This window comes from Kribbella sp. NBC_01484, from assembly GCF_036227145.1.
In the GTDB taxonomy this organism is placed as follows: Bacteria; Actinomycetota; Actinomycetes; order Propionibacteriales; family Kribbellaceae; genus Kribbella.
Map to the genome: position 1 here is coordinate 7739744 of NZ_CP109437.1, position 13405 is coordinate 7753148.

Below are 13405 nucleotides of genomic sequence, written 5' to 3' on the forward strand. Positions count from 1 at the left end.
GACCGGAGGTGGTCCGCCGCATGATCCCAGGTCCCCGGTGTTGAGACGACAGCACCAGGGACCGACCAACACTCAAGGCGTCAGTCTTTGAAGGCGTCCTTCACCTTTTCGCCGGCCCTGCATGAGGTTCGCCTTGGTCTGGTCTGCCTCACCTTCGGGGCGCCACGTAGGGCTTGGACGTCGTTGTGTGGGTAACCGTCCGCACAGCCGTCGGCGTGGACGTCTTCGCCGGAACCGGGGCGATGGGCGGTGCGGTGCGTTTGGCTTCCGACGGCGCGAGGTCAGTGGTGGTCGGGAGCTGTTCATCTGTGGCTCCAGAGAGGACGCCAATAGTTGCCGGCACCGCGACAGCGGCGAGCGCGGCGACCCCGATGAACACCGTTCTCGTGGCTTTCCGACGTACGGGCAGAATCACCGTTGTCGCCATGTCGGCTTCTGACACCATGACGATCGGCGGCCGGACGCCGTTCGCTATCTCACCCGCGGTCGGTCGTTGGCTGGGTCCTTCGTGAGCATCCGGAGAGTCAGCGCCTCGAGCTCACTGGGCAATTCCGCCCGAAGCTCCGTCGGTGGTGTCGGTTCGCGCTGGACGTGCTGAAACATGACCGACGCAGGACTCTCGGAGACGAGCGGCGGACGACCGGTGAGGAGCTGGTACAGCACACACCCGAGGGCATAGACAAAGGTTGTCAGGCTTGATGTCCCGGTGGACTATGCCCTCGGCATGCGCGGCTGCCAACCCGGCAGCGACCTGCCTGAACATGTGCTCGGCCCGGGCCGCCGGGAGCGGACCGAGCCGCCTGAGCTCTTCGCCTACCGTTCGGCCCCCGAACAAGTTCCATTGCCAGGTAGTAGGCCGCGCCGTACTCACCGAAGTCATAAGCGGCCACCACGTGTGGATGGCGCAGCCGTGCACTGGCCCGCGCTTCGCGGAGGAAGCGCTCCCCGCGGCAAGCGTGTTGGGGATGGGCCGCATGACCTTGACAGCCACCTCGCGGCCCAACACCACATCGGTCGCCCGGTACACCTCCCCCATCCCGCCGCGCCCGATGACGTCGACAACCCTGTACCGGGCCGCGATCATCTCTCCCACTCGCCTCACCGCTATTCGGTACCCTCAGACAAACGAAGAGATTCGCCCAAGTCACCTGGCTCCCGCGGCCCTAAGCGTCAATCGCCGACACACCGAAACTGACTGACGTCGGCGACGCGCGTCGAGGCATTCGCCGAAGGTGCGCGACGTGAGCTCGCACTGACTTGGCACATGGACCTGGACTCGAACCCCCGCAGGGTCTTGCTTGATCCGCCGGATGGTGGGTACCGAGCCTGCACCATGCTCGAGACACCGGGTGCCGGTCTCGGGCTGGCGCGCGCGTGTCACGGGTTCCCTTGCTGGGCCAACGCCCACCTGTACGAAAGGCGAACCGCCATGTCGATGAATGCATTCGACCCTTGGAACTACCGAACGACGGCCGGCTACACCCAGGGCACCGACCTGACCGGGTACAAGATCGCCGCCCTTGACGGTGATATCGGCAAGGTCGACGAAGCCAATGACCAGACCGGCACCTCCAGCTTGGTGGTCGACACCGGACCGTGGATCTTCGGGCGCAAGGTGCTGCTGCCGGCCGGCGTGGTCGAGAAGGTCGACCACGACGACAAGAAGGTCTATGTCGACCGGACCAAGGACCAGATCAAGGACGCCCCTGAGTACAACTCCGACGCCGGCGTCGACGACGACTACCGGACCCGGCTCAGCGGCTACTACGACGACACCTACCGCCCCGGCATGTAGCCACACCTGACCCGAGCGTTCGGCGACCGGCGCGCCACAGATACGGTCCGCACCACCACCGGCCCGCGGCCGCCGAACGCACGGACCGCCCACGATCACCCCGCAGCAGTTGCCCGGAGCAACGGTCATGGACAGCGACCTTTCGTTTCGCGAGCGGGCACGTTCTCAGGCAACAGGAACCTTGGTGCTGCTTCGCACACCGGTTGCGATGCCGCGGCCGGCTCGCAGCGCCGTGAAGTCCGGTCATACGATCGCGGCGGCAGCTTTGGCACCTGCGAGCCACTTGTACGGGCACCGCCGGGGTGTCACCTCAAGCACCTCGGTCCAGCTGCTCGGGCGTGCGCGGTACGCCGGTCACGACCCCGCTACGGGCCATGTCGTCAGCCACCGGCATTCGACATCGCCGGGCTCGCGCCTCAGTCACGGTGCCCGGGCGCCGCAACCACAGCCGGAGATGCCGCGAGACCAGGCCGACACAGGTCGTCGCGAGCTTCGGTGGTCAACCGGACGTAGAACGTCCGGAACCGCTCCTACGATGAAGGCGAACTTCCGGTGCTGACGACAAGGACGGAGGTACCCGTGGCCGGTTACATGGTTGCGCATCTGGACGCTATCGAGGAATTCAACGACGCAGGCTGTCACTATCGGCCGATCCGGCACCACCTGGGCATCACGGCGTTCGGTGTGACTGCTTGGACGGCCCACTCCGCGGGCGACCTCGTCATCAACGAGCATGACGAGGACGACCCCACCGCCGACCAGGAACTCTTTCTCGTCCTGCGCGGCCACGCCGTGTTCGAGATTGACGGTGACCAGGTCGACGCCCCGGCCGGAACTCTCGTCTCCGCCCCTCCCCGCACCAAGCGAACCGCCTCCGCCACGCAGGCAGGGACGACTGTCATCGCACTGGAAGGCACGCCAGGACGGGCGTACGACGCACGAGGATGGGAAGTGTGGGCTCCGCTTGCCCCGCTCTATCAAGCCGGCAGGTACGCCGAGGTCGCCGACCGCCTCGGCGATCTCGTGGCAGCCAGTCCGCAGTACCACATGTTGTTCTTCAACCTCGCCTGCTGCGAGAGCCGCTCCGGCCGGACCAGTGATGCGCTCGATCACCTCCAGCACGCCATCGATATGTCAGCGGAGTTCCGCGCATCCGCAACGACCGACTCCGACCTGGACCCGATCCGCAACGAACCCGCCTTCAAGCAACTGATCAAGGGCTAGACCTCAATTCCAGCCTCGAATATCGCCGCGTGGCCCTTTTGGGACGCCGCTCGGCAGGCGCAGCTGGCACACCGCGTGACTTCTCGCTTCAACTTGCGCGATTCCGGACCGCGGGGTGCTTGATGTTCGCAGGTTCGCTCCAGAAGGCGGGCGCCTTGGTAATTGGCGACCCCAGGAGCAGTCGGTGTCTCTCGATCAGTCGTCGGCCGAAGGCTTCGGTCGGTTTGCGCTCGATGCCGATGACATCGCCGTCGCGCACATCCTTGCCAGGCACGCCGCAGTCGCGATCGCGGCCGCCAGGAGCGGCGCGTCCATGGCACAGGCTGTCGACGCCAGAAAACTCATCGGCCAGGCGATGGGCATCCTGATGGAGCGCTACGACCTGGACAGCGATCGCGCCTTCGAAGTCCTCAGGCGCTACTCCCAAGAACAACCGCAAGCTCCGCGACGTCGCCCAAGAGCTGATCGACACTCGAAAGCTACCCGCTAGAACTGAGTATTCTGCCTGCACTGCGGGCACATGGCCTCCAAGGACGGCGCGATCTCGAGGTCGGAGCCGTCCCAGGTTCCGGGTGTTGAGACGACAGCACCAGGGACCGTGCAACTTCTCAAGGGGTCCGTCCTTGAACGGGTTCGCCAGCGTGCGCCTGCATGAAGCAGCTTGCGCCCCAGTTCGATTCGAGCCACTTTGGACCGAGTCCAGCCGATGCAACTGCCGTCCTTCTCGGCTACTGCGTGCTGGTCAGCTCACTGCTTGCTGAGCTCGGTGATGGTCAGGCCTGTCACAGTCGTTTGGTGAGGGGTGAGCAGGTCGTCCTGCTCGATGGTGAAGGTGACGGTCAAGATCGGCGTCGAGGGATCCGTTTCGTCGATCTCGTCGACCACACCCGGTGTGCCCGCTGGGATCTTGCCCTGCCAGAAACCGCCGAGGTCCGTCACCGCGGCTACCTCGTCCCCGCGCTCGAAGCTCATGTCGCCACTCGGGTAAGGCCGGTCCGGACGCTCGTCACCCCCGGTGGACATCGCCTCTGCCATCGCCTGCACCCCTCCCGATCAGTCACTTACACGCCCCAGGTACCCATCGACATCTCGCCCGAGTCAGGTCACGTGATGCGGGGTACCGGCAGTGGACGCGTAGCTACAGCGAAGCCGGACGCCAGTTGAGGAAATCTTGATGACCGCGAGTCTTGCCGCGACCGTTCTCGGAACACCCGATCCGCCGGCGCTGGCCGACTTCTACCGCGAGCTCCTGGGCTGGATCGAAACCAGCCGAGAGCCGGGGTGGGTTCGGTTGCGCCACCCTGACCACGAACGCCCCGGACTGAGCTTCCAACTGGAATCCGACCACATCCCGCCAGTCTGGCCGCAACGCCCCGATGCGCAGCAGATGCAGGCCCATCTCGACGTCGAGGTCCACGATCTCGACCGCGAAGTGGAGCGTGCCGTGAACCTCGGCGCGACCATGGAGCAACACCAGCCACAACCCGACGGCGTACGGGTCATACGCGACCTCCACGGACACCTCTTGTGCCTCTTCCTGCCAGGCTACTGAGTGGGGTACCTCAAGACATGAATATGAAAGCTGCAGCTCGTGAGTGACGCCGTTGTTGTTGGTACCGGGCCGAACCGGGCTGGTTGGCGCGAATTTGCTGGTCGAGGCCGGATGGGACGTCGTACCGCTGGAGGCCACCGACGAGATCGCCGGCGCGGTTCGTAGCGCGACGGACGTTGACGCCTCGTTTGTGCACGACACTTTCAGCTCGTTCTGCCCGCTGACGGCCGTGTCGCCCCACGATCAAGAATCTGAATCTTGGCGAGTACGGCTTGGAGTGGTGCAACGCGCCGGCGCCTGTCGGCAACCCACTACGCAGTGGCGGTTGGGCTCTCGTCCACCCTCATCCTGCCGACACCGCGACTCCCCTGGACGTGCAGGCCGCAGGCGACGACAGGCTTGGCTGGACCTGAACTCCCACTGGGAACGCGTCGGCCCGGCAGTGATCGACGCGTTGCTCACTCCGTTCCCGCCTGTTCGTGCAGGTATCGATCTGCTCCGCCATCTCTTGGGTCCGCGAGGACTGTAACGGTTGCTGCTTCTGATCGGCCCGGTTCGCTCGGTAGGTGACCGGCCCATGCCGGCTTCGTCCAGCGTGGTGCGCGGGTACGTCGACGTTCAGTCGCCCGGCCAGCGCCCCTGACCGATTTGCCCGATCAGCCGACAACCACCGACGACACGAGGGCCTTCGGCTCCACGAACGCACTAGGTGACGACGCCGCCGCAGAATGTCTTGTTCCAAGGCTGCTGTCTCTATCGGGTCAGGGACTCCATCTCAACTACGCTTAGGTTGTCGTGGTGGGTGGGTACCTCTGTGAGATGACCTCTCCGACTCATCAGCTTGCGCCTGCTCTCGATATCGATGCCAGCCTGACCGAGATCGAGCGCGGCTTGGACCTGCTGCTGAACATCACGCCGGTCAATGCAACAGAGGCATGGGCGGACTTCGAACGGTCTGACTTCGGGACGGCGCCCACTCTCCGGCTCCGACCGCTGGAATTCGAGCCGGACAAGGCACGACGTGACCTCTACAACCTCGAGATCGAGAACGTCACCGACCCGGCGCTGCACACACTCTTCCGGGCGAAGCGAGACGAGATAGCGCGACAGATCACCGTCTTGGAGGATCGCGACACGTCACGGTTCGTGTACGGGTCGCTGCAACTGTACGGAGGGATCGCCCAACCTCTCGCGTCCGCCGCGGAGAAGCTGCTCGAGACCATCCCAGCCCAAGCTCCCAGCACCCGGAGCGTCACGGCCGGCGCGTTCGCGGAGGCGGCTCAAGCCGAGTTCGATCGATACCGTGCCGTGTATCCGGACTTCCCGGCGCCCATCGAGGTGCGCGACGACATCTCCGAACTGATGGTGTCGTTCGGTCGGCTGCTCATCCCCGAAGCCGCCGCCATCAGGGCCGACCGCGTCGAGCCCCTGCTGCATCACGAAGTCGGCACCCATGTCGTCACCTACCAGAACGGCGCCAGGCAACCCCTGACGCTGCTGACGATCGGACTGCCTGGCTACGACGAGACCCAAGAGGGCCTGGCCGTGCTCGCCGAGTACCTGACCGGCGGATTGGACCCGCGGCGTCTGCGCGTGCTCGCGGCGAGGGTCGTTGCCATCGGCCAGATGCTCGACGGCGCCGGATTCCTGGAGATCTTCGAATCGTTACGGGCAGAACATCGGATACCGACGAGGACCGCCTGGTCCATCGCCGTCCGCGTTGTCGTCGGGGGCGGTTCTGTGAAGGACGCGATCTACCTCCGTGGGATCACGCGCATCCTCGAGGCCCTCGCCGAAGGCAGCAGCCTCGATGCCCTCTTCGTCGGCAAGCTCGCAGTGGACCAGATCCCGTTGATCCAGGACCTGCTCGACCGCAAGGTGCTCAACGCACCATGGGTACGTCCACGCTGGCTGGACGTGCCCGGCGCTCAGGAGCGCCTAGACAGACTGCGCGCGGGCGCGTCGGTCACGGACCTCTACGAAGGAGATGTATCGGTATGAGGCTTGCCTTCTTCGTCAACGACGTCGCTACCGAGGTCGACGAGTACACGACTACGCGGCTGGCGAGGGCCGCCGCCCAGAGCGGGCATGAGGTTTGGTACGTCGGCGTCGGAGACGTCGACCTCGGGGAAAGCGACGGGCAACTGGTCGCCCGGGCTCATGCAGCAGAGTTCGAGAGACACGACACGCTCGAGGCCTTCATGGAACGCATCAAGGAGCGCGATGCCGAGCGGATCGTCATGGACGACCTCGATGCCCTGTTCCTCCGCAACGAATCGATCGACGATCTGCAGGAGCGGCCGTGGGCAAGTCCACTGGGCGTGGTTTTCGGCCAGATGCTGAAGGCCCGAGGCGTAACGGTCGTGAACGACCCGACGTCACTCACCCGCGCCACGAGCAAGCTCTACCTGGAGGAGTTCCCCGAGAAGATCCGGCCCCGATCGCTGGTGACGCGCGACCCGAAGGCGATCGAGCGGTTCGCCGGCGATGTCGGCCACTGCGTTGTCAAGCCTGTGTACGGATCCAAAGGCCGGAACGTGTTCATGATCGAGGACGCGGGCGAAGCGAACCTCGCGCAGATGACCGAGGCGGTACTACAGGACGGCTACGCGATCGTCCAGGAGTTCGTCGACGGCGGCGAGGACGGCGATGCCCGGATCTTCCTGCTCGAGGGACAGCTCCTCGAGCGCGACGGGAAGCCGGCCGCCTTCCGGAGGGTGCCCACGGGTGGCGACCAACGGGCCAACATCAGCAAGGGCGGACGCTCGACCCCGCTCGAGATCGGTGGCGCGGAACGCGGCATCATCGAAGCGATGAGTGAGAAACTCGTGGCCGACGGCATGTACTTCGTCGGCATCGATGTGATCGGCGACAAGGTGGTGGAGATCAACGCAGAAAGCCCAGGCGGGATGCAGAGCGTCGAAAGGCTCTACGACATCGACGTCTGCCCAACCATCATCGAAGCCCTCGAGCGCCGCACCCGCTCGAAGCCCTGAGCCACCGCGCTGTTGTGCCGAAATGAGGTCGCCGCCCATGGTGTCCTCTACACCGACCTGCTGAGGAAGCGCCAACCGCGGCTCCGCGATCAACGCATCCGATGGCTCATCCTCGGCGTCGCCGACCGAGCCCTGCCGGCGCTCGATGAACGCCTCTCCCGCACGGCGGACAGGTGCTGCGCCAGCGCGGGCTCGACGTCCGGATGGGCGTCTCGATCGACGCGGCAAGCTTCGGGACCGGTATCCCACAGCGATATCGCCACGGAACCGCGTCCGCACCGCCACCGACTGGTTGCTCGATGCCGTCCTGCGGCGCCAGACAACTCGACTCGGCGTCATCCCAGCCGACGACATACCACTCGAGACCGCGTCACCAGAGCGGGCCTGGGGTTGAACCCATGGCGTCGATCGCTCAGCGACTGTCCTGGTCCAGGAGGCGGTTCACCGAGCGTTCGAGTGCATTGCGGGCCTGCTCGTCATCCAGATCAGCGCCGACACGGTCGACGGTGTCCGCGATGCTGTGCCCGTGTTCGTACTGCGTGACCACACGAGGGTCGACGTACGACGCCCGCGCGACCACCGGAGTGTTGCCGAGATGGTCGGAGACCTCCTCCAGCATGTCCTTGACGGCGGCGTCGAGGGCCTTCTTGGTCCGGGGCGGGTCTTGCTCCGCCAGATCCACGGCCGCATGGACGGTGGCGGTCCACGTACGCAGATCTTTGACCGTGTAGTCCTCGCCGACCAGTTCCTGGAAGCGTTCGTTGATCATCCCTGCGTCGATCTCGTGATAGCCGAACTTGTCGCGATAGACGAGGAGCCTCCGGTTCTTGTGACGGCCGCGTTTCAGAGACCGCACCGCGGCCGCGAGCCGGTCGTCGTCGAGCTCGAGCGAGCGCTGCTGACCTCCTTTGGCGACGAAGTCGAAGGCAACCTTGCTGTTGCTGACTCGGACGTCGTCGCGGAGCAGGGTGGCTGCGCCGCGGCTGCCGTACTCCTCGGCGTACTCTGTGTTGCCCGTCCGGAAGACACCGTAGTCGAGCATCCGCAACGCGACGGCCAGGATCCGGCGTCGACCGAGCCCGCTGGCACACAGATCCGCATCGACCGCCTCGCGGAAGGCCGGCAGTTTGCGAGCGAGTTGACGGACCCGATCGTGCTTATCGGCATCCTGAGCCGAACGCCAGTCGTCGTGGTAGAGGTATTGTTTCCGCCCTGCCTGGTCGGTGCCGATCGCCTGGATGTGCCCGTTGGGATAGGGGCAGACCCACACCTCCGTCCAGGCCGGCGGGATGGCCAGCGTCCGGACCCGCTCGACGACATCGGGATCCTTGATCGTCTTGCCATCCTTGTCCAGATAGCTGAAACCGCTGCCCCGACGCCGACGGGAGTACCCCGGCTGGTCAGGATGACTCCGGCGCAGTCGCATACCGCTCCAGTACCCGCCGCGATGCGATCGTCACAACTCGGGCCGTCCCGGCTATCAGCCTGAACCCCAGCTTCATCGTGCGGCCTCCCGTTCGTCCTGACCACGCGGCCGCCGGGAGCATTGGGACTACCTGTCCAGGTGGGCGTGGTCCAGGTCGCCGCCCCAGACCTCGACGATCCGGCCGTCGTTCACGTGGTACATCGCGGCTCACGTCCCGTCCGGCAGGTGGCATACGTCTCGGAGGGCTTATCGCCGTTGGACAATCGCTCGAAGTTTGCTCTGGCGCTGATCCATTCTCCTTTGAGCAGACGGATTCTGGGGGCAGATCGATGTGCTCGTCGGTAAGGTTGCACTAGGCCCCGAACTCGAGTTGTTCGACTACCCGCCCGGTCGACGCCGCGCCCACCGGATTCGAACGCTCCTACTTTCCTCTTACGCCAGGGCGTTAGCCCATGCGCCTGGCTCAGATTGGTTGCTCATGGCGATGTTCGACCTTTCCCTCGACGAGCTCCGCGAGTACCGGCCCGAGGTGGCCGCACCCCCCGACTTCGTCGATTTCTGGTGCCGCTCGATCGAGAAGGCGCGCACTCACGACCTGTCCGCCACATTCACGGCGGTCGACAACAAGCTCGCTGTGATCGACACGTACGACGTCACGTTCGCTGGTTTCGGCGGTGCGCCGATCAAGGGCTGGCTGCACGTCCCGGCCGGCGCAATCGGCCCGTTGCCGACCGTGGTGCAGTACTTCGGCTACTCCGGAGGCCGCGGTTTCCCGCACACCAGCACCCTGTGGGCCCAAGCCGGCTACGCCCTCTTCCAGATGGACAACCGTGGCCAGGGCTACGACAGCGGCGGGCCCGATGCGACCCCGGACAACAGTGCGTACGCCGGTCTCAACCACAGCCCAGGGTTCATGACCGCGGGCATCACCGACCCTGAGACCTACTACTACCGCCGAGTCTTTGTCGACGCCGTCCGCGCGCTGGACGCGGTGCGGACGTCTCCGCTCGTAGATCCGGACAAGATCATGGTCACGGGCGGCAGCCAGGGTGGTGGCATCGCCATCGCGGCTGCCGGCCTGGCCGGACTGACCGGAATCGAGTTGCTCGGCTGCGCACCCGACGTACCGTTCCTGTGCCACTTCCAGCGGGCTGTGCAGATCACCGATGAGGACCCGTACGCCGAGATCACCCAGTACCTGAGAGGTTTCCGAGACCACGTCGACACCGTCTACCGGACCCTGAGCTACTTCGACGGCGTCAACCTGGGCCGCCTGGCCACGGCACCAGCACTGTTCTCGGTCGCTCTGATGGACCCAAACTGCCCGCCCTCGACCGTCTTCGCCGCCTACAACGCCTATGGCACCGAGGCAAACGCCGGGGTCGCCAAAAACATCAATATCTACAGCCACAACGAGCACGAGGGCGGCCAGGCCTACCAGCAAGACGCTCAACTCGACTGGTTCGCGGACGCATTCGGTCGGGTCGGTCAAATCAGACCAACGGCGTCGGCTGAGGCAACAACAGCCCCCAGCCAGAACTCAACCGTCCGGCGATGAACCCTCTCAACCTCGCATCGGTCCGACAACAGCTTGAACTACAGCGAGCTCGACACACCTAACCGACTGATACAACAACGGCCCTAGCCGACCCCCGCATATGGCCCGAGCTTCGCCGGCCGCCATCTCCTCCTGAGCGTCGACCGCGGACTGCGTGAGCGCGCTCTTGCGGGAGCGCCGGGCAAACAGGCTGGTCGCTTGCTTCGCCGACTTGCGATGGCGTCTGATGATCTCGGCGGTGTCCACTCGGGGTGCCTCGGGTGCGATCGGCCGCGCAGCTGGCGGAAACTCTGCACGATGGATCTCGGTGATCGCAACGAGCGCATCCGCAAGCGCCTTGGCTTCCGCGGCTTTGTCGGCAACGACCTGCTGACGAACGGCCGCCACCAACTGCCGGTTCGCTGCCGCCGTACTCGCCGAGCGAGATCGTCCGCGTCCGGCGCTGGTGTAGAAGCCAACCGGCCCGACGCCGGTCGAGAAACCGGTCCGGCCGGCTCCGACATGTACCCGGGCGACGCGTGGACCCAGACTCGTACGAACACCCCGACTCGAAGCTCGAACCCGCACACCAGGCGCCAGCTTCACCGAGAAGCCCATCTCAGTGACCTCCTCAACAGCCGCCCTCCGGTCCAAAGCCCGTGGTCTCTGCGCCGGCTGTCCCAGGCAGGCTCCCCGACACGGGATAAGCGCAGCCAACCGCGGGCCAATCACACACACCGCACGAAACAGTCAGCGCCAAACCGAGCCGCCGCGCCGACCCGGCAGTCCTCAGACCAAGCACGACACTCAGCCACCAAACGGACGGCCCAGACGAATCCCGTATCGTCCAGCGAACACCCGCCGTTACGTCTCAGCGATCAACGAGCGCGGCTTCGAAAGCGCCCGGTTGTGTCTTCGTCAGGGTCCCGGCTCAGTCAGGATCCGTCAGCTATACCATGTGCGGCAGACGAACACGCCGCACGGAGAGAGACACGTACAGCACACCTCTTTGCGCACCTTATCGGCGCGCGAGGATGGTGAGCGATGACAACCAATGCGCTCCACCAATCCGTGAAGTCCATTACAAACAAGGGCTTTCGCGCAACCCTGACACACAACGATCAACTTCAGCTGGAAATCAGCTGATTCGGGGTTCGAGTTGGCAGCTCCCTGTCTCAGACGTTGAACTGCAGCCGCCTGGTTAAGGTGAGTGTCCTCCTCGGACACGCACCGGATTCACAAGGTCGGCCGACGAACAACCTCCCCGTCGACGGCCCGCACGGCGTGGTCATGTGTCAGCGACAGCCGCACTGGCGACTAGTGCCAATATCCGGAGCCAGTGCCCCAGGCCCTCGGCCGGAGCATTCTCCGGCACCAGGATGCGTGGATCAGGGCGCGTCTCCATGCGTACTTGCCTTCAGCCGCGTCAGCTCAGGCATTCGCGTGGCCGTCCAGCTTCATGGCTGGCCAGCAGGCCTTCGCAACCGCTCAGACGTTGAACCCAACGATTCGACGGTCGGCTGGAAGGCGCGAGGGCGATGGCTTATGTGAAGGATCTGTGGACCCATCCGATGAAGCAGGCAGATGGCACGGTCAGGCGCGAGCGGAGCAAGAGGTGGGGGCGCGGGAAGCGGTGGATGGCTGGGTGGCTGGATCCGGAGGGGAACGAGCGGACAAAGGTATTCAGTACCAAGGTGGCTGCCGAGCGGCATGGGGCCGCCATGGAGACGGACCGTGCGCGTGGCGACTACATCGATCCCAGCGCAGGAAAGGTGCGGTTCGAGGTGATTGCCGAACGGTGGCTGAAGTCGCGGGTGGTGGACCCGGCGAGCGCAATCAGGTACGAGTCCTCACTGCGGCTGCACGTTGCGCCGGTCTTCGGCCGGCGGCAGTTGAGGAGTATCAAGCCGTCGGAGATTGCCGGCTGGATCGCGGACCTGGATGCGCGATTCGGATCGTCGACGGCGCGGACTGCATTCCTTGTCCTGCACGGGACGTTGGAACTCGCCGTCGACGACGAGGCGATCAAGCGGAATCCAGCCAAGCACGGGTTGTGAAAGTCCCGGTTGAGAAGGCCGGGAGAGTCGTCGCTTGGAGCGATGAGACCGTGTTCGGGATCGTGCAGGGTCATCCACCGCAGTATCGTCCGATCGCGTTCGTCGGCGCGGCATCTGGGTTGCGCCAGGGCGAGCTCTTCGGACTTGCGGAAGGAGACATCGATTTCGACGAGATGGTCATCCACGTGCGGCGGCAGGTGAAGAAGCTAGGGAGAGAGTTTGTGTTCGCGCTGCCGAAGAATGACACGGAGCGAACGGTGCCGCTGTCTGAAGGCGCGGCACTGACCCTGAAAGAGCACATCGCGGCCGCCATGCCGCGGCCGTACACGCTGCCGTGGGAGAAGCCCGACGGGAAGCCCCTGACGGTGCGTCTGCGGTTCCGGTGGACGGACGACAAGCACATCCGGGCCCGGACGTACGACGAACTGGTCTGGAAGCCGGCGCTCGCCGAAGCTCGCGTCATCGCTACGCCGACGAAGGACGCGCGACACAGACGGCACTACGTCTCGAGCCGGGAGAACGGCATGCACGCGCTGCGGCACTACTACGCGAGCATCACCCTGGCTGACGGCGTCAACATCAAAGAACTCGCCGAGTATCTGGGCCACGGGGACCCGGGCTTCACCCTCCGCCTGTACACCCACATGCTCCCGTCCTCGCACGAGCGGGCACGGAAGGCCGTGGACACACGCCTGGGTCGCCTCTTCTCCACTTCTCACGGAACAGTCACGGAACAGGCCGCCGACCACTCCCCTGCTCAGTCCTGGGAGCCGGACGGCGGCCCGCACCTCGAAGACCCTGGAATCGGCGTCTGACCT

At 65.2% G+C, this 13405-nt stretch carries 12 protein-coding genes and 1 pseudogene; 9 read left to right on the forward strand and 4 right to left on the reverse strand.

Annotated features, from left to right (window positions below; translation table 11 throughout):
• Window positions 1–538 precede the first annotated feature (538 nt).
• Window positions 539–1084: a protein kinase domain-containing protein gene (locus OG555_RS43045; RefSeq protein ID WP_442914545.1), complete on the reverse strand. Its 546-nt coding sequence runs from the start codon at window positions 1082–1084 to the stop codon at window positions 539–541.
• Between the two features lie 345 nt (window positions 1085–1429).
• Here OG555_RS43045 and OG555_RS37395 point away from each other — a divergent pair, with 345 nt between their 5' ends.
• The 3 genes and pseudogenes from OG555_RS37395 to OG555_RS37405 form a co-directional block, all read left to right on the forward strand.
• Window positions 1430–1795: a PRC-barrel domain-containing protein gene (locus tag OG555_RS37395; protein WP_329477924.1), complete on the forward strand. Its 366-nt coding sequence runs from the start codon at window positions 1430–1432 to the stop codon at window positions 1793–1795.
• Between the two features lie 579 nt (window positions 1796–2374).
• A complete protein-coding gene (locus tag OG555_RS37400; RefSeq protein ID WP_329477926.1) occupies window positions 2375–3019 on the forward strand; it encodes a TPR end-of-group domain-containing protein in 645 nt (214 codons plus the stop codon).
• A gap of 226 nt (window positions 3020–3245) precedes the next feature.
• Window positions 3246–3504, forward strand: a pseudogene (locus tag OG555_RS37405) (ANTAR domain-containing protein); the annotation flags it as partial.
• Between the two features lie 262 nt (window positions 3505–3766).
• Here OG555_RS37405 and OG555_RS37410 read toward each other — a convergent pair.
• Window positions 3767–4054 carry a hypothetical protein gene (locus tag OG555_RS37410; protein ID WP_329477928.1) on the reverse strand — a complete coding sequence of 96 codons (288 nt, stop codon included), beginning with the start codon at window positions 4052–4054 and terminating at the stop codon, window positions 3767–3769.
• 139 nt (window positions 4055–4193) lie between these two features.
• Here OG555_RS37410 and OG555_RS37415 point away from each other — a divergent pair, with 139 nt between their 5' ends.
• From OG555_RS37415 to OG555_RS37425, 3 genes are all read left to right on the forward strand, one after another.
• Window positions 4194–4571: a VOC family protein gene (locus OG555_RS37415; RefSeq protein ID WP_329477930.1), complete on the forward strand. Its 378-nt coding sequence runs from the start codon at window positions 4194–4196 to the stop codon at window positions 4569–4571.
• Between the two features lie 819 nt (window positions 4572–5390).
• Window positions 5391–6572 carry a flavohemoglobin expression-modulating QEGLA motif protein gene (locus OG555_RS37420; RefSeq protein WP_329477932.1) on the forward strand — a complete coding sequence of 394 codons (1182 nt, stop codon included), beginning with the start codon at window positions 5391–5393 and terminating at the stop codon, window positions 6570–6572.
• Window positions 6569–7567 (forward strand): glutathione synthase, encoded by a 999-nt coding sequence (locus OG555_RS37425; RefSeq protein ID WP_329477934.1) that lies wholly within the window; start codon window positions 6569–6571, stop codon window positions 7565–7567. Before OG555_RS37420 ends, OG555_RS37425 begins: the two co-directional genes overlap by 4 nt.
• Before the next feature lie 412 nt (window positions 7568–7979).
• Here OG555_RS37425 and OG555_RS37430 read toward each other — a convergent pair whose 3' ends face one another.
• A complete protein-coding gene (locus OG555_RS37430; RefSeq protein WP_329477936.1) occupies window positions 7980–8993 on the reverse strand; it encodes a DNA topoisomerase IB in 1014 nt (337 codons plus the stop codon).
• 484 nt (window positions 8994–9477) lie between these two features.
• On the opposite strand from OG555_RS37430, the gene OG555_RS37435 reads away from it, so the two are divergent.
• Complete coding sequence (locus OG555_RS37435) at window positions 9478–10551, forward strand: acetylxylan esterase (RefSeq protein WP_329477938.1); 1074 nt, start codon at window positions 9478–9480, stop codon at window positions 10549–10551.
• 6 nt (window positions 10552–10557) lie between these two features.
• Here the strand turns inward: OG555_RS37435 and OG555_RS43050 are convergent, their stop codons facing one another.
• Window positions 10558–11148 carry a DUF4236 domain-containing protein gene (locus tag OG555_RS43050; protein WP_442914464.1) on the reverse strand — a complete coding sequence of 197 codons (591 nt, stop codon included), beginning with the start codon at window positions 11146–11148 and terminating at the stop codon, window positions 10558–10560.
• Window positions 11149–12251: 1103 nt separating this feature from the next.
• Here OG555_RS43050 and OG555_RS37440 point away from each other — a divergent pair.
• Together OG555_RS37440 and OG555_RS37445 are read left to right on the forward strand one after the other, a co-directional pair.
• Entirely contained in the window at window positions 12252–12587 is a 336-nt protein-coding gene (locus OG555_RS37440; RefSeq protein WP_329477940.1) for a phage integrase central domain-containing protein, read from the forward strand.
• The gene (locus OG555_RS37445; RefSeq protein ID WP_329477942.1) at window positions 12584–13402 is read left to right on the forward strand and encodes a tyrosine-type recombinase/integrase; all 819 of its coding nucleotides are present in this window, start codon (window positions 12584–12586) and stop codon (window positions 13400–13402) included. Before OG555_RS37440 ends, OG555_RS37445 begins: the two co-directional genes overlap by 4 nt.
• Window positions 13403–13405 lie beyond the last annotated feature (3 nt).